This is a genomic window from Paracoccus sp. SCSIO 75233 (genome assembly GCF_027912675.1).
GTDB lineage: Bacteria > Pseudomonadota > Alphaproteobacteria > Rhodobacterales > Rhodobacteraceae > Paracoccus.
Genome location: NZ_CP115757.1, coordinates 1,636,620 through 1,652,089, shown reverse-complemented (window position 1 = coordinate 1,652,089; position 15,470 = coordinate 1,636,620). Strand labels below are relative to the sequence as shown.

Annotated in this window: 21 protein-coding genes; 16 read left to right on the top strand and 5 right to left on the bottom strand. The window is 63.0% G+C overall.

The annotated features are described in order from the left end of the window. Positions 1 to 17: 17 nt before the first annotated feature. The 4 genes from ispH (at position 18) to rnhA (ending at position 2,693) form a co-directional block, all read left to right on the top strand. Positions 18 to 974 (top strand): 4-hydroxy-3-methylbut-2-enyl diphosphate reductase, encoded by a 957-nt coding sequence (ispH, locus tag PAF12_RS07985; protein WP_271106415.1) that lies wholly within the window; start codon positions 18 to 20, stop codon positions 972 to 974. Between the two features lie 65 nt (positions 975 to 1,039). Then, positions 1,040 to 1,645: a glutathione S-transferase family protein gene (locus PAF12_RS07980; protein ID WP_271106414.1), complete on the top strand. Its 606-nt coding sequence runs from the start codon at positions 1,040 to 1,042 to the stop codon at positions 1,643 to 1,645. After that, a complete protein-coding gene (locus tag PAF12_RS07975; RefSeq protein WP_271106413.1) occupies positions 1,642 to 2,244 on the top strand; it encodes a LysE family translocator in 603 nt (200 codons plus the stop codon). Before PAF12_RS07980 ends, PAF12_RS07975 begins: the two co-directional genes overlap by 4 nt. Then, the gene (rnhA, locus tag PAF12_RS07970) at positions 2,241 to 2,693 is read left to right on the top strand and encodes a ribonuclease HI (protein ID WP_271106412.1); all 453 of its coding nucleotides are present in this window, start codon (positions 2,241 to 2,243) and stop codon (positions 2,691 to 2,693) included. Before PAF12_RS07975 ends, rnhA begins: the two co-directional genes overlap by 4 nt. Here the strand turns inward: rnhA and PAF12_RS07965 are convergent. Further along, positions 2,690 to 3,217: a DUF177 domain-containing protein gene (locus tag PAF12_RS07965; protein ID WP_271106411.1), complete on the bottom strand. Its 528-nt coding sequence runs from the start codon at positions 3,215 to 3,217 to the stop codon at positions 2,690 to 2,692. The genes rnhA and PAF12_RS07965 overlap by 4 nt on opposite strands. Positions 3,218 to 3,338: 121 nt before the next feature. Between PAF12_RS07965 and PAF12_RS07960 the strand changes: the two genes are divergently transcribed. Next, positions 3,339 to 3,782 carry an outer membrane protein assembly factor BamE gene (locus PAF12_RS07960; protein WP_271106410.1) on the top strand — a complete coding sequence of 148 codons (444 nt, stop codon included), beginning with the start codon at positions 3,339 to 3,341 and terminating at the stop codon, positions 3,780 to 3,782. Positions 3,783 to 3,895: 113 nt separating this feature from the next. Continuing rightward, positions 3,896 to 5,071 carry an AI-2E family transporter gene (locus PAF12_RS07955; protein WP_271106409.1) on the top strand — a complete coding sequence of 392 codons (1,176 nt, stop codon included), beginning with the start codon at positions 3,896 to 3,898 and terminating at the stop codon, positions 5,069 to 5,071. Here PAF12_RS07955 and PAF12_RS07950 read toward each other — a convergent pair. After that, positions 5,038 to 6,099 carry an NAD-dependent epimerase/dehydratase family protein gene (locus PAF12_RS07950; RefSeq protein WP_271106408.1) on the bottom strand — a complete coding sequence of 354 codons (1,062 nt, stop codon included), beginning with the start codon at positions 6,097 to 6,099 and terminating at the stop codon, positions 5,038 to 5,040. The genes PAF12_RS07955 and PAF12_RS07950 overlap by 34 nt on opposite strands. A gap of 45 nt (positions 6,100 to 6,144) precedes the next feature. Here PAF12_RS07950 and PAF12_RS07945 point away from each other — a divergent pair, with 45 nt between their 5' ends. Then, positions 6,145 to 6,765 carry a TetR/AcrR family transcriptional regulator gene (locus PAF12_RS07945; protein ID WP_271106407.1) on the top strand — a complete coding sequence of 207 codons (621 nt, stop codon included), beginning with the start codon at positions 6,145 to 6,147 and terminating at the stop codon, positions 6,763 to 6,765. Positions 6,766 to 6,771: 6 nt separating this feature from the next. On the opposite strand, the gene msrB is transcribed toward PAF12_RS07945, so the two are convergent. Next, on the bottom strand, positions 6,772 to 7,164 hold the full coding sequence (gene msrB / locus PAF12_RS07940; RefSeq protein WP_271106406.1) for a peptide-methionine (R)-S-oxide reductase MsrB: 393 nt from the start codon (positions 7,162 to 7,164) through the stop codon (positions 6,772 to 6,774). 84 nt (positions 7,165 to 7,248) lie between these two features. On the opposite strand from msrB, the gene PAF12_RS07935 reads away from it, so the two are divergent. After that, positions 7,249 to 8,001, top strand: a complete 753-nt coding sequence (locus tag PAF12_RS07935) for a GNAT family N-acetyltransferase (RefSeq protein ID WP_271106405.1) — start codon at positions 7,249 to 7,251, stop codon at positions 7,999 to 8,001. 74 nt (positions 8,002 to 8,075) lie between these two features. Here the strand turns inward: PAF12_RS07935 and PAF12_RS07930 are convergent, their stop codons facing one another. After that, positions 8,076 to 8,819 carry a MipA/OmpV family protein gene (locus PAF12_RS07930; protein ID WP_271106404.1) on the bottom strand — a complete coding sequence of 248 codons (744 nt, stop codon included), beginning with the start codon at positions 8,817 to 8,819 and terminating at the stop codon, positions 8,076 to 8,078. A gap of 146 nt (positions 8,820 to 8,965) precedes the next feature. Beyond that, positions 8,966 to 10,813: an ABC-F family ATP-binding cassette domain-containing protein gene (locus PAF12_RS07925; protein WP_271106403.1), complete on the bottom strand. Its 1,848-nt coding sequence runs from the start codon at positions 10,811 to 10,813 to the stop codon at positions 8,966 to 8,968. 226 nt (positions 10,814 to 11,039) lie between these two features. Between PAF12_RS07925 and PAF12_RS07920 the strand changes: the two genes are divergently transcribed. The 8 genes from PAF12_RS07920 to PAF12_RS07885 all read left to right on the top strand — a co-directional run bounded on the left by PAF12_RS07920 (position 11,040) and on the right by PAF12_RS07885 (position 15,434). Beyond that, positions 11,040 to 11,279 carry a hypothetical protein gene (locus PAF12_RS07920; protein WP_271106402.1) on the top strand — a complete coding sequence of 80 codons (240 nt, stop codon included), beginning with the start codon at positions 11,040 to 11,042 and terminating at the stop codon, positions 11,277 to 11,279. Beyond that, the gene (locus PAF12_RS07915; protein ID WP_271106401.1) at positions 11,276 to 11,497 is read left to right on the top strand and encodes a hypothetical protein; all 222 of its coding nucleotides are present in this window, start codon (positions 11,276 to 11,278) and stop codon (positions 11,495 to 11,497) included. Before PAF12_RS07920 ends, PAF12_RS07915 begins: the two co-directional genes overlap by 4 nt. Positions 11,498 to 11,500: 3 nt before the next feature. Continuing rightward, on the top strand, positions 11,501 to 11,764 hold the full coding sequence (locus tag PAF12_RS07910) for a hypothetical protein (protein WP_271106400.1): 264 nt from the start codon (positions 11,501 to 11,503) through the stop codon (positions 11,762 to 11,764). Positions 11,765 to 12,053: 289 nt separating this feature from the next. Then, on the top strand, positions 12,054 to 12,476 hold the full coding sequence (gene ndk, locus PAF12_RS07905) for a nucleoside-diphosphate kinase (RefSeq protein WP_271106399.1): 423 nt from the start codon (positions 12,054 to 12,056) through the stop codon (positions 12,474 to 12,476). Between the two features lie 115 nt (positions 12,477 to 12,591). Continuing rightward, entirely contained in the window at positions 12,592 to 13,521 is a 930-nt protein-coding gene (fabD, locus tag PAF12_RS07900; RefSeq protein WP_271106398.1) for an ACP S-malonyltransferase, read from the top strand. Between the two features lie 3 nt (positions 13,522 to 13,524). Then, positions 13,525 to 14,235: an aspartate/glutamate racemase family protein gene (locus PAF12_RS07895; protein WP_271106397.1), complete on the top strand. Its 711-nt coding sequence runs from the start codon at positions 13,525 to 13,527 to the stop codon at positions 14,233 to 14,235. Then, a complete protein-coding gene (gene fabG, locus PAF12_RS07890) occupies positions 14,228 to 14,965 on the top strand; it encodes a 3-oxoacyl-[acyl-carrier-protein] reductase (RefSeq protein ID WP_271106396.1) in 738 nt (245 codons plus the stop codon). The genes PAF12_RS07895 and fabG overlap by 8 nt, the downstream gene beginning before the upstream one ends. A 235-nt stretch (positions 14,966 to 15,200) precedes the next feature. Then, a complete protein-coding gene (locus PAF12_RS07885; protein WP_271106395.1) occupies positions 15,201 to 15,434 on the top strand; it encodes an acyl carrier protein in 234 nt (77 codons plus the stop codon). Positions 15,435 to 15,470: the final 36 nt, after the last annotated feature.

Here is a 15,470-nt window from a genome sequence, read left to right as displayed (position 1 = left end):
CGGGTTACCTGCGTTCTATGGAAAACGCGCTGCCCCCGCTGAAGCTCTATCTCGCCGCGCCGCGCGGCTTCTGTGCCGGTGTCGACCGGGCGATCAAGATCGTCGAGATGGCGCTTCAGAAATGGGGCGCGCCGGTCTATGTCCGCCATGAGATCGTCCACAATAAATTCGTCGTCGACGGGCTGCGCGAAAAAGGTGCGGTCTTTGTCGAGGAGCTGGACGAATGCCCCGATGACCGCCCGGTGATTTTTTCCGCCCACGGCGTGCCGAAATCGGTCCCGGCAGAGGCGCAGCGGCGCGAGATGATCTATGTCGACGCGACCTGTCCGCTGGTCTCCAAGGTCCATGTCGAGGCGGAACGGCACCATGCCGACGGTTTGCAGATGGTGATGATCGGCCATGCCGGTCACCCGGAGGTGCTGGGCACGATGGGCCAGTTGCCACCGGGCGAGGTGCTGCTGGTCGAAACCGTCGACGACGTCGCCGGGATCGAACCGCGCGACCCGGACAGGCTTGCCTTCATCACCCAGACCACGCTGTCGGTCGATGACACCGCCGCCATTGTCGCCGCCCTTCAGGCCCGGTTTCCGGCGATTATCGGTCCGGCCAAGGAAGATATCTGCTACGCCACCACCAACCGTCAGGCCGCCGTGAAATCCGTTGCGCCGAAGATCGACGCGCTGCTGGTCATCGGCGCGCCGAACTCGTCCAATTCCCGCCGTCTGGTCGAGGTCGGCAAATCCGCCGGCTGCGCCTATTCGCAGCTTGTGATGCGCGCCGATCAGATCGACTGGCGCGCGATGGAGGGGGTCACTGCAGTCGGCGTCACCGCCGGGGCGAGCGCGCCGGAGGTGCTGGTGAATGAGGTGATCGACGCTTTTCGTTCGCGCTTTAAAGTCGACGTCGAGATCGTTGAAACCGCGCAGGAAAATGTCGAATTCAAGGTTCCTCGGGTGCTGCGTCAGCCTGCCTGAGATGCCGGACCGGGGGCGCGTCGCCCCCCGGACCCCCAGAGGATATTTTGCCAGGGTGAGATGAGATGAAGCTTTATTCCATGCCGTCATCGGGCAACAGCTACAAGGTCAGGCTGCTGCTGGCGCTTCTGGGGCGCGAGCTGGAGATTGTCGATGTCGAGGATAGCTCGCCCGAGATTGCGGCCGCGAAACAGGCCGGGCGGCTGCCCTTTGGCAAGGCCCCGGTGCTGGAACTGGATGACGGGCGGCTGCTGCCGGAATCGAACGCGATCCTGACCTATCTGGGTGAGGGGACGGATTTCGTGCCGGGGGATGCGGGTGACCGTGCGTCCATGCTCGGCTGGATGTTCTGGGAGCAGAACCAGCATGAGGGGGTGATCGCCGTGCGCGCATCGCTTCGGAGTTATGAGAATCGCCGTCACCTCGCTACGCCGGAACGGATGGCGGAGTTGCTGGAACGTGGGCATGCGCTTTTGCAGATCATGGAGAACCGGCTCGCGGATCGTGACTGGCTGGTCGGCGACAGCGTGACTCTGGCCGATCTTTGCCTTTACGGCTACACCCATTCCGCCGGGACGAAAGGCGGGTTTGACATGACCCGTTTCCCCGGCATCAATCGCTGGATCGCGCGGATCGCCGCGCTGCCGGGATATAAGGGGTCAGGCGCATGAGCTGGGATTATCTGCTGACGGCGTTCATCGTCTGCCTCGCACCGGGGATCGGTGTGGTTTATACGCTGTCGGTCACGCTCGGCGGCGGCTTTCGGGCCGGGTTCTGGGCTGCGCTTGGCTGCACCATTGCGACCGTGGTTCACATGATCGTCGCCATGGCCGGGCTGGCGGCGGTGCTGCACACCAGCGCGGTGCTGTTCCAGATCATCAAATTCGCCGGGGTGGCCTATCTGCTGTGGATGGCCTGGGCGGTGCTGAAGGATCGCGGCGGGCTGTCGGTGCGCCCGTCAGAGCCGGAACCGGCGTGGCGTCTGGTCCGTCGTGGCATTCTGCTGAATATCCTGAACCCGAAACTGCCGCTGTTCTTCATGGCGTTCATCCCGCAATTCATGCCGGAAGGTGCCGGAACCGCCATGCTCATGCAACTGGGTGCGGGCTTCACGGCGATGACCTTCGCCGTGTTCATGGGTTATGTCGCCCTTGCCGCGACCGGCCGACAGCGTGTGCTGGCCAGCGAGACGGCGATGAACTGGATGCGCCGCATCTTTGCCGCCAGCTTCGCGGCCCTTGGCCTGAAACTCGCGACGGAGCGGGCGTGACCGAACTTTACGCCTGGACGGACGGCGCCTGCAGCGGAAATCCCGGCCCCGGAGGCTGGGGGGTTCTGATGCGCGCCATGCGTGGCGATGAGATCGTCAAGGAACGCACGTTGAACGGCGGCGAGCCGGAGACCACGAATAATCGCATGGAGCTGATGGCGGCGATTTCGGCGCTCGAAACCCTGACCCGACCGTCCGCGATCACCATCACCACCGATTCTGCTTATGTCAAAAACGGCGTCACCGGCTGGATTCACGGCTGGAAGAAAAACGGCTGGAAGACGGCGGCGAAAAAGCCGGTGAAGAATGTCGATCTGTGGCAACGTCTGGATGCGGCGCAGGGGCGGCATCGGGTGACATGGGAATGGATCAAGGGCCATGCCGGTCACCCGGAGAATGAACGCGCCGACGAACTCGCCCGCGAGGGAATGAAACCCTATAAGGCCTAGCCGTCCTTTTTCAGCAGATCGGCCAGCCCGGCGAAGGGTTTGCGCCCGTCATCCCCAGTCATATCGACCTCCTCAGCGGGCGCAGGCATCTCCGCGCCCGGTGCGCGCGGATTGACCGGCAGGGCCAGTGTCAGCGCCTCGATGGCGATTTCGCCCAGCATGATCGACTGACCCAGAGGCTCGACGGTTTCATCGCCCATCTCGACCTCCTCTTCCTCCGGGTCGGTGACATGGGGGGAGAAGATCAGCGAAACATCCTCGGTGATGTCCGTCTCGACCGGCTCCAGCGTGATAACGCAAGGCTGGACCACGCGCGCGGTCAGCCTGCCGTCCAGCGCCCATTCATCCGACCCCGACGCCCTGACCTCGCCCTTGAAACGCATCGCGGGCAGGGCGGTCAGATCAAGCTGCCCGGCCAGCGCCTGAAGCCGGTCTTCCGCCGGTTGCAGATCGAACGGGTTCGGGCGGTTTGGCGACAGATGCGCCACGCGCAGCCGTTCGGGCAGGGGGTTGCGTTCCGACATAAGACCTTATCCAATGAGCAGCGACACTTGCCCGTGATCTTCTTGAGCGGGCTGACGGAGTTTGCTAAGCCTTGCGGGCGGCGTCAACCGGGGCCGTTTAAACGGCGGGAAAGACTGATATATGATACCGATCCGCAGCCTCTTGGTCGTTCTGGCCCTGACCGTGACCGCATGTGTCCCGGTATATCGCCATCACGGCTATATCCCGCCCGAGGAAGATCTGGCGCTGGTGCAGGTCGGACAGACCAGCCAGGTAGAGCTTGAGGGCATGATCGGCGAACCCTCCGCAATGGGGCTGCTGGAAGGCTCCGGCTGGTATTATGTCGGCTCCCGCTGGCGTTACTACGGCGCGCGCCGCCCGGCGGAGATCAACCGCGAGGTCGTGGCGATCAATTTCACACCCGACGGGACGGTCGCGAATATCGAGAGATTTGGGCTGGAGCAGGGGCGCATCGTGGTGTTGTCGCGTCGCGTCACCGATTCGAACATCACTTCGATCAGCGTGATTCGCCAGATCCTCGGCAATCTTGGCAATTTCGACGCTTCGAATATCTTCGACGAATAATATCCGCGATCTGCCGTGCAACTGCGCGGCGCCAGATCCGTTTCTTTCGACCCGGCCCATGTGAAACCTGAGGCGCAGCGGGCCAGCGCCATGTGAGCAGGTGGAGCAGCCGCATGCCGAGACAGCCGGAACTGCCCGACCCCGAAGCCGATGACGGCGCGCTGAAAATCTCTCGCCGCCCGGTGCCGGTCCCGACCATCCTGACCACATTCGCCGTGGCCCTGACGCTGCTGCTGATCTGGGAGCTGTCCTTCGTTCTGCTTATGGGCTTTGCGGCTGTGCTGTTTGGCATCGCGATCCGCAAGACCGCGAATTACCTTGTGCGCTGGACCGGGCTGTCGCCATCGCTGGCGGTGTTCACCGTGCTGGCGCTCGGGTTGCTGGCTGTGATCGGGTTGTTCCTGAATGCCGGGCCGCAGATATCCGAACAGATGCGCCAGCTTGTTGCAGCGATTCCGCGGGCATGGGGGCAAGTGCTGGACTGGATCAACAGCTCGGCCCTTGGCAATTTCATCTTTGAGCGCAATGCCGAGGCCGCGGCTGCCGCCAACGGGCAATCCGGCAGCGGCAGTGGCGGGGGCCGGAATGCGGCGCGCGCGGCGATGGAGTCCTTTACCGGCCTGTTCGGCGTCGTGCGCGGTACGGTCAACGCGGTCATCGGCGGGATCGCCAATCTGGTGCTTGTGCTGACCGTGGCGATTTTTCTGGCGCTTCACCCGGAAACTTATGTGCAGGGCATGCTGCGGATGGTTCCGATCGCGCATCGCGAGCACGCCGCCGAAATCCTCCGCGAAATCGGCGACAAGCTGTGGAGTTGGCTGGCCGGGCAATCGCTCGACATGCTGATCGTGGCGATCCTGACCGGCGGCGGGCTGTGGTTGCTGGACATTCCGCTGGCGCTCGTCCTTGGGATCATCGCGGGCCTGACGAATGCGATCCCCTATATCGGCCCGTTCCTCTCCGGTATTCCTGCCGTGCTGTTCTCGCTGACGCAGGGTCCGCGTGATGCGCTTTATGTGCTGCTGTTGTTCGTTGCCGTGCAGCAGTTGGAGGGCAATGTCATCATGCCGTTGATCCAGCGCCGGGCGGCCGGGCTGCCGCCGGTGATGACGATTTTCGGCGTCATCGGCTTCGGCGTGCTGTTCGGCCTGCCCGGCATCCTTGTCGCGGCACCGCTGATGGTCGTGGCAATGGTGCTGGTCCAGCGGCTTTATATCGAGGGCGTGCTGGGCGACGATCTTCCCGATCACGTCCCCTATAAGGACGATGCAACCAGCGAAGACGGCTGATCGTCCCCGACCAATCCCTGCCTTATCATCGAGGTGACCGTGGCCCGGATGGTTTCCCGCACCGGATAGGGGTCCCGCCCGATCAGCGCCCGACCGCGCCCGCCATCGGTGATCTTGCGCACGCCCAGAAACGGTTTCGCATCGCGCAGCGCGGGCTGAAACGGTGCGATCAGCGCGGCCATCCAGCCGGGCATCTGACGGCGTGGAAGCTGCCCGGCGAATTCCGGGAAATCCTCGCGGATGAAATTTGCGATCTCCAGAAGCGACAGGTTCGGGCCCGACACGATATGCCGATGCCCGCCCGCCTCCGGTGCGCTGAGCGCCGCGACATGGGCGGCGGCCACGTCCCGCACATCCGCATATTCAAGCCGGATCTCCGGTGCCAACGGCATTTTCCCCGTCAGCATCGGTAGCAGCATCGCCGGTGATGTGCCGGGGTCGCGATCCAGCAGCGGGCCGAGAATTGCGGACGGGTTGATCGTAACCAGCCGCTCCGCCAGCCCGGCACGCGACATGATCTGCCACGCCGCGCGCTCCGCCAGTGTCTTTGACGCCGCATAGGCGGTCACAGTTTTGTCATCAGGGTCGGTCCAATCGCTTTCACTATAAACTTTGTTATACGTTAACGGTGCCGAATCTATCGCAGCGACGGAGGATGTGAGTACGATGCGTTTATGCCCGGCCCGAAGCGCGGCATTCAGCGCATGTTCCGTTCCGTCAACTGCGGGCCGGATCAGCATGTCCGGGTTTTTCGGCATCACGGTCACGAAGGGCGAGGCCGTGTGGATAAGAAACCGGCATTGCGCCGCCGCCTCCCCCCATCCGTCGCCGTCCAGCAGATCCAGCGTCACGAAGGACAGTCTGGAGGTATCCCCGCGGGCAAGCGCAATCGCCTTGCGCGCCATCTCCGCTTTTTCGGGACTGCGGACCGAACCCAGAACCCGATACCCTTTTTGCAGCAACTGCAATGCAACATGACCCCCCAGAAACCCGGAGGCCCCGGTCAGAAAAACCTGATCGCCCGACATGAAAACCAGCCTTAACGGTAAAATTTTAACAGTGATAAAATCGATATGAGTGTAATCCCTGACTCTGTCAAGAAGGTGCGGGCGCATAAATGGGGCAATCTGCGTCCCGTGCTGCTGGAGGTTGCGGAGGCGCTTCTCGCGGAGCGTGGCGTTGACGGCTTCAGCCTGCGCGAAACCGCGCGCCGTGCCGGGGTCTCACCCGCTGCACATGCCTATTACTTCAAGGACACCCGCGCCATTCTGACCGCGATTGCGGTCAGGGCATTCCGGGATCTTGGTGAGCGGCTGCGGCAGGCGACGGAGGATGCCGGGCCGGATCGCGATGCGGCGATCCGCGCCCAAGCGCGCGCTTATGTAACCTTCGCCTATAGCGAACAGGCGAGATTCGACCTGATGTGGCGGCGCGGCGTGCTCGATCCCGAGGATCCCGATTTCGTCAAGACCGCGAATGAGACCTTCCAGCAACTCGACAGGATCATTCGCGGCGAAGATGCGGATATCTGCAAGAACAGCGATCCCGCGCTGGCGCCCTCTATCGGGTGGTGGTCATTGGTGCATGGGTTTTCGATGCTGCTCAACGAAGGCGTTCTGGGCGAGCCGGAGATGATGGCGGACGTGATGCTGCCCGCCATGCTCGACCGTTTCCTGCTGGATGAAAAAGGCTGAGACTGCTCAGCCTTCCTTCGCCGGCACGAATTTGATCGCCACCCCGTTGATGCAATAGCGCAGCCCGGTCGGGGGCGGGCCATCCGGGAAGACATGGCCCAGATGTGCGTCACATTCATGACACCGAACCTCGGTCCGGATCATGCCATGCGTGGCGTCGCGATGCTCGTCGATCTTGCCGCCGGGGGCGGAAAAGCTTGGCCAGCCGCAATGGCTTTCGAATTTCGCATCCTGCTCGAACAGCGGCGCGCCGCAGCAGACACAGGCGAAATACCCTGCATCCTTGGGAAATCCGGGATGTGAAAACGGTCGCTCGGTTCCGGCCTGACGGGTGATGCGATATTCCTCGTCAGACAGCTGTGCCCGCCATTCCGCATCGGATTTCTGAACATTTGCCATTTCAATCTCCTGTTGCAACGCCGTTACAAGATAGGATTATGCAGATGCGGAACAAGTATGTGTCACGCGTGAGGATGCGGCAAGATGATGCTGAAACGGGGGCGCTATCACGCGCGGCTGGCCGGGAACGCCGATGATCTGCGCGCAGCCCAGCGTTTGCGCTGGCTGGCTTTCATCGGCAAGCGTGGGGTCGTCGATGACGGCGCGGCAATCGACGCCGACCAGTATGACGATGCCTGCCACCATGTCCTGATCGAGGATCAGCGCAGTGGCATCCTCGTCGCCACCTTCCGCTTCATGCTGCTGGAAAGCGGCACGGAGATCGAGCGGAGCTATTCCGCCAGCCATTACGATCTCGGCCGGCTGCGCGAATTTGAAGGCCCGATGGTGGAAATGGGCCGGTTCTGCATCCACCCCGAACATGCCGACCCGGATATTCTGCGGGTGGCATGGGGTGCGATGACCCGCTTTGTCGATGACAACAAAGTCGGGCTGCTGTTCGGCTGCTCGTCCTTCATGGGCACGGATGCGCAGGGCTATGCCGACGCTTTCGCCATGCTGAAGGAACGCCACCTCGCCCCCCGCCGCTGGCTGCCCCGCGTCAAGGCTCCGAAAGTGTTCCGCTTCGCCCGCGCCTTGCGGCTGATGAAGCCCGATCCCCGCCGTGCGCAGGCCGGTCTGCCGCCGCTTCTGCGCAGCTACCTGCTGATGGGCGGCTGGGTCAGCGATCATGCCGTGGTGGACGAGCAACTCGGCACGCTGCATGTCTTTACCGGCCTAGAAATCGCCGCCATCCCGCCCGCGCGCCAGAAATTGCTGCGCGGCGTGGCGGGATAGCACCGGAACCCCTGCGTCTGCGCATGAAAAAGGGGCGGTCCTGCCGCCCCCCTGCTCGTCACCCTGATCGACGATCAGAACGCGAAATTCAGCGTCCGCACGATGCCCAGTTTCACCGAGGGCTGGTTTTCTTCCATCACCAGCGGGCTGTCCGCCGCGTCACCGATGATGCGCGAATATTTCAGCTCACCCAGAACGGCGGTGTTCGGGGCCAGCTCATAACGCGCCTCCAGCGATGCACCGGCCATGTTGATGCCGCCGCTGGGCTGATATTCCGTGTATGCGCTCCGCCGTGCCTCTGTGGCGGTGACGCCGAAATAGGTCTCGTTATAGGTGTCGTCGCCGTAGCCCGCTTCCAGCCCGGCCCACAGGGTCAGCTGATCGCTGGCTTCGATCCGGTAGCGCGTCCCGAACTCGCCGGTGATGCCCTTATGGCCGCCGAAGCCCTTGCGCGCGGTGACATAGCCTTCCGTCGCGCCGGCACGCCAGCTTGCTTTAAGCCCCAGCTCATAGGCGCGGTTGATCTTGTCCATGCCTTCCAGCCGGTCGTCATCGCCGCTGTCGCGCTCCCCGACATAGCCGAGGCTTGGGGTCAGCGAAAAGGCCCGGCCCGCGTTTTCGCGGCCGCTATAGCTGAAATTGCGGAAGATGAACCAGGCCGAGGTATCCTGATCGTCGGAGCCCTGATAGGTCGGCTTGTAATTTGCCCCGATCCCCAGATCGACCGTGATGGACTGGGCCGGGTTAATGATCGTGTCCTGCGCCATGACGGGCGCGGCAGTGGTAAGGGCGACGATCAGCGGCAGAGCGATCTTCATCGGGCGAATCCTGAAACTTGGGTGATTGATACGAGACTGCAAACTCGCCAATCGCCGCATGAAATTCAACCCATACGCATCGGGCGGGGCCCATTTTGCGGACCGGGTTGCCGCAGCGCAACATCACGTTTCCGGCATCGAGGCGTTCAGCCCCGTTCCGCCTGCTCCAGCCGCTCCATCGCTGCCGTCCACAGGTCTTCGGCGCGAATCATCGCCTCTGACGCCTCGGCATGTTTGCGGCCCCATTTCTCGACCTCCGCCGGTTGGTCGTAAATCGCCGGATCGGCCATTTTCGCGCCCAGCTTGTCCAGCATCTCGGTCAGCTTCTCGACCCGCTCTTCGGCCTTGCGCACCTCGGCCCGCATGACCAGAATTTCGTCCCGGCTCGCCCGTTTCGGTTTCGGGGCCGGGGCGGGTTTCGCGGGCTTGTCGTCGGGCGTCTGCAACAACATGGCGCGGTAATCGTCCAGATCGCCCTGCCACGGCGTAACGCCGCCCTGATCGACCAGCCACAGCCGGTCGGCGACCAGTGACAGCAGATGCATATCGTGGCTGACCAGCACAACGGCGCCGGAATATTCGTTCAGCGCCTGCGTCAGCGCCTCGCGGCTTTCAATGTCCAGATGGTTCGTCGGCTCGTCCAGCACCAGAAGATGCGGCGCGTCGATGGTGGCGATCAGCAGCGAGAGCCGCGCCTTCTGCCCGCCCGACAGCTTGCCGACCGGCGTCTCCGCCTGCGCCTCCATCAGCCCGAACCCGGCCAACCGCGCCCGCTGCTTCGCCTGCGCCTCGTCCGGCCGCAACCGCCTGACATGGTCGAGCGGCGTGTCCGCCAGCACCAGCTCATCCACCTGATGCTGCGCGAAATACCCGACCCGCAGCTTGCCCGACCGGGTGATCTGCCCGGCCATCGGGGCCAGTTTCTCGGCCAGCAGCTTCGAGAGCGTCGATTTCCCCTGACCGTTCCGGCCCAGAAGCGCGATCCGGTCGTCCTGATCTATCCGCAGGTTCAGCCGCCGCAGCACCTCGCGTTCGCCATAACCGACGCTGACCCCCTCCATCGCGATGATGGGCGGGGAAAGCTGCTCCGGTGCGGGGAAGGTGAAACGGTGGAACTTCGCCTCCTCCGGGGCGGTGATCGGCTCCATCTTCTCGATCATCTTGATGCGGGCCTGCGCCTGCTTGGCCTTGCTGGCCTTGGCGCGGAACCGGTCGACGAAGCTTTGCAGATGTGCGCGCCGTGCATCCTGCTTGCGCGCCTCCGCCGCCTGCACGGCACGCCGCTCCGCACGGGTGCGGGCAAACACGTCGTAGCCGCCGGAATACAGCACCAGCCGCCGCTCCTCCAGATGCAGGATATGGCTGACCGCCCGGTTCAGGAGCCCCCGGTCGTGGCTGATGACGATCACCGTATGCGGGTAACGCGCCAGATAGCTTTCCAGCCACAGCGCGCCTTCAAGGTCCAGATAGTTGGTCGGCTCGTCCAGCAGCAGCAGGTCCGGCTGGGCAAACAGCACGCCGGCCAGCGCGATCCGCATCCGCCACCCGCCCGAGAAATCCGCGCTCGGTCGTTGCTGATCGGCGTCCCCGAACCCCAGCCCCTTGAGGATCGTCGACGCCCGCGCCTCCGCCGACCAGGCGTCTATATCGGCCAGCCGGGTCTGGATCTCTGCAATCCGGGCCGGGTCGGTCGCGGTCTCCGCCTCCGTCATCAGCGCCGCGCGTTCGGTATCGGCGTCCAGCACCGTGTCCAGAACGCTGCGCGCGGTCCCCGGTGCCTCCTGCGCCACGCCCCCGATCCGCGCCCGCGGCGGCAGCGAAATCGTACCGCCGTCAATCGCGAGTTCGCCCCGGATCAGCCGGAACAGCGTCGTCTTGCCAGCCCCGTTCGGCCCGACCAGCCCGACCTTATGGCCGTCCGGGATCGTTGCCGAGGCATGCTCCAGCAGCGGGCGTCCGGCAATGGAATAGGATATATCGTCAATACGCAGCATGGCCCCGCATCGCCCGCCCGGCGAAGCTTGTCAATCGGGCGAAATGCAGACGCCCGGCCCGATACTGAAATTTGCTTTTTATTCATTATTCTATTCTTAATTCCTGCCGTGGCGTTATCATGTTTCAAAGCTCGCCAGATTCGTCGCGGCGCGGATCGTCGTCGCGGCACTGTCAGTGGCGAAACCGCCCGAAATGCACTATGTTGAAAGGATAAGACGCAACGCCATGAGCGATAACGTGACCAACGAACTGATCCTTGAGCATCTGAAGGCGATGCATCGTCGCATGGATGACCTTGCCCACAAGGCGGACGAGACCAACGCGCGCATCGCTGAACTGAACGATCACATGCATGGCGCGATAGGCTCCCTTAACCGGCATGACGCCGGTCTCGTGGCGTTGACAGCGCGTGTTGAACGGATCGAGCGCCGCCTTGAACTCAGCGAGGGTGAGGCATGGTCATGATCGTGACCAATGAATTGCTTCTGGAGCATCTGAAGGCCATTCAGTCAAAGCTGGTCAGGACAGACGAACGGATCGGCCATATCGAAGGTGACACACGAGTCATCAAGGGCCATTTGGCGGGCTTCATGCAGGCGGAACTGCATCAGGATGCGGCGATTGCATCCTTGCAGGCGCGCCTGGACCGGATCGAGCGGCGTCTCGTATCTGACGGCGGGTGAGACATGAACGAGGCAATTACGGATGGCATGCTCACCCGTGCGGAGTATGAGCGCGAACTGGCCGAGGTACATAAGCTGAATCAGGAAACCCGCAAGTTGATGTCGGAGGCCTCAAAGCTCGATGCCGAGACTAGAAAACTCGCAAATGAAGCCTCCAAGCTCGATGTGGAGAGCAAGAAACTGGCAGGCGAGACGCGTTGGTATCTGCTGGTTGTCGGATCGGGCGCGACGCTGGCGATCGTCGCTATCGCCAAGCTGTTTCTCTAGGCTGACGTGATCGGGCGCTGCTGAACAACTCGCTTCCTTCCCAGTTTTCGGGACTTGAAGTGTGGGCATGAGCGTCACGAGTGACCGCCGCCCTATTTCCATCCCTTTTCCAGTCGGTTAACCCAGCCCTGTACACCCAAGCGGTGCACGGGCTGTGTACGCCCTGTGTACAGCCGGTGTACGCGCTGTGCGGCACTCAAGCCGGGTTTTCAACCTCCCGCCAGCGTGATACGAGCCGCGCATATTTTCCGCGCGGGGCGCTCCCGCGCCCTGAATGACGGAGTATAAAATGGCGACCGAACTGACCCTTTCCATCATCAAACCCGATGCCACCAAACGCAACCTGACCGGCAAGGTCGTGGCGAAATTCGAGGATGCCGGCCTGCGTGTCGTCGCCTCGAAACGCATCCATTTGTCGCCCGCTCAGGCCGGTGCCTTCTATGCCGAGCACAGCGAGCGTCCGTTCTATGGCGAGCTGGTCGAATTCATGTCGTCCGAGCCGGTTGTCGTGCAGGTTTTGCAGGGCGAAAACGCCATCGCGAAGAACCGCGAAGTGATGGGTGCGACCGATCCGGCGGAAGCCGCTGAAGGCACCATCCGCAAGGAATTCGCGCTGTCGAAGGGCGAAAACTCGGTTCACGGCTCCGACAGCCCGGAATCGGCGGCGCGTGAGATTGCATTCTTTTTCTCGGGCCTCGAACTGGTCGGCTGATCCGGTCTGAATGATCTTTTGAAGGGGCGCGGTCATCACGATCCGCGCCCCTTTGACATTGCCGCGCCCTCACTGCCGCGCTAGGACAGGTGAAACCAGATATGAGGGCAAGATCATGCGCGCATTCGTTTTTCCCGGTCAGGGCGCCCAATCCATCGGCATGGGCCGTGAACTGGCCGAAGCCTATCCCGCCGCAATGGATGTGTTCCGCGAGGTTGACGAGGCTCTGGACGAAGAGCTGTCGAAACTGATCTGGGAGGGGGATGCGGAGGAGCTGACCCTGACCCGCAATGCCCAGCCAGCACTTATGGCAACCTCGATGGCGGCGTTCCGGGCGCTGGAAAGCGAGGGGATCAATATCGCGGATGCGGATTACGTCGCCGGTCACTCGCTCGGCGAATATTCGGCGCTCTGCGCGGCAGGGGCGCTGAGCCTTGAGGACACGGCCCGTCTGCTGCGGCTGCGCGGGCAGGCCATGCAGGATGCCGTGCCGGTCGGGATCGGTGCTATGGCCGCGATTCTAGGGCTGGATTTCGCCACCGTGGATGAAATCGCGCGAGAGGCTGCAGGGGACGAGGTCTGTCAGGCCGCCAATGACAACGATCCTGCACAGGTGGTGATCTCGGGTCACAAGGATGCCGTGGAACGTGCGGCGGCGCTCGCCAAGGAACGCGGGGCGAAGCGCGCGCTTATGCTGCCGGTCTCGGCCCCGTTCCATTGCGTGCTGATGCAGCCCGCCGCCGCTGCAATGGCGGATGCGCTGGCCGGGGTGGAGATTCAGCCCCCCGCCGTGCCGGTCATCGCCAATGTCCGCGCCGAGCCGGTGATCGAGCCGGGTGCGATCCGCCGCCTTCTGGTCGAACAGGTCACCGGCTCCGTCCGCTGGCGCGAATCCGTTGAGTTTCTCGCCGGGGCGGGCGTCGGTGAATATTGGGAAATCGGTGCCGGCAAGGCGCTGTCGGGCATGATCAAGCGCATCGCCAAAGGCGCGGAAACCCGTGCCATCGGTGTGCCTGCGGATATTATTGCACTCAAAGAAAGCTGAACCATGCGCCCGATCGGTATTCTGGGCGGCATGTCATGGGTCTCGACGGCCCATTATTATGCGCGGCTCAACCAGATGGTCGCGGAACGCATGGGCGGGCTGCACTCGGCGCGGATATTGCTGCATTCGGTCGATTTCGCATCCATTGCACAGATGCAGAAGGACGACGACTGGGACGGTGCCGCGGCACTTCTGGTCGATGCGGCACAGGGGCTGGAGCGGGCCGGTGCCGGGGTGATCGTGATCGCCGCGAACACCATGCATCTGGTCGCCGATCAGGTGGCAGCCGCGACGAAATTGCCGCTGATCCACATCGCTGACGCGACCGCCGACAAAATCAACGCCGCAGGCTTCCGCCGCCCCGCCTTGATCGGCACCGCCTACACGATGGAGCGGCGTTTCTACGTTGACCGGCTGGTCGCCAGCGGCCTGAAACCCGTCCTGCCGGATGCCGGGACGCGCGGCGAAATTCATCGGATCATCTTTGACGAGCTGGTCCGCGGGGAGGTGCGCGAGGACAGCCGGCGCATCTATCAGGACGCCGCTGCTGCGATGATCGCGGAGGGCGCGGATTGCGTCATTCTGGGCTGCACCGAGGTTGGCCTGCTGCTCAATCAGGACAATGTCGCTGCGCCCGTGTTCGACACGGTCGAAATTCACTGCCGGGCGGCGCTCAATGCCGCCTCTTTCGAGACAGGAGAGAAATATGTTTGATCTGACAGGAAAACGCGCCCTGATCACCGGCGCGTCGGGCGGCATTGGCGGCGCGGTTGCCGAGGCGCTGCATGCCGCCGGGGCGACGGTCGCCTTGTCAGGCACGCGAGAGGCGCCGCTGAACGATCTGGCGGGAAAGCTGGGCGAGCGGGCGCATGTCGTGACCGCCAATCTGGGCGATGCCGAGGCGGTCGAGGCGCTGCCCAAAGCCGCTGCCGAGGCAATGGGCGGGGTGGATATTCTGGTCAACAACGCTGGCATTACCCGCGACAATATCTTCATGCGCATGTCGGACGAGGAATGGGCGCAGGTGATCGATGTCAACCTGACCTCCAGCTTCCGCCTCTGCCGCGCGGTGCTGCGGGGGATGATGAAATCCCGCTGGGGCCGGATCGTGAACATCACCTCCGTCGTCGGGACCACGGGCAATCCGGGGCAGGGCAACTATGCCGCTGCAAAGGCCGGTCTGGTCGGCATGTCGAAATCGCTGGCCTATGAGGTCGCGAGCCGCAATATCACCGTGAACTGCATCGCACCGGGCTTTATCGCCACGGCGATGACCGACAAGCTGAACGACGATCAGAAGGGCAAGATTCTGGCCCAGATCCCGGCGGGCAGCATGGGTAAGCCCGAAGATATTGCCTCTGCGGCACTTTATCTCGCCAGTGCAGAGGCGGGCTACGTCACCGGCGCAACGCTGCATGTCAATGGCGGCATGGCAATGGTCTGACGGGCGTCCGGGCGGCTGAAACGCCCGGTTTTACTCGCTTTCGGCGGGGTCTGGCGCAGGGTTTGCAGAGCGGAACCGACCGCGATTTGCCGCCTGTCAGCCATGATTTTCCGGCGAAAGCGGTTGCATGGGGCCATTCCGCTGCTATATGCGGGATTGACGCAAAGGGGATTACCCCGGCATCGCGGCATGGCCGCTAACCTTGGGCATGTGCCCGCGAACATGAGGGAAAAACATGAGCGATATTGCTGATCGCGTGAAAAAAATCGTTGTCGAGCATCTCGGCGTTGAAGAGGACAAGGTGGTCGAATCCGCTTCGTTCATCGACGATCTGGGTGCAGACAGCCTCGACACCGTTGAGCTGGTCATGGCATTCGAAGAAGAATTCGGCATCGAGATCCCGGATGACGCAGCCGAAACCATCCAGACTTTCGGTGATGCTGTGAACTTCATCAAGGGCGCGGTCTGATCCGGTCCGATTGATGATGGAATGCTGAACGGCGCC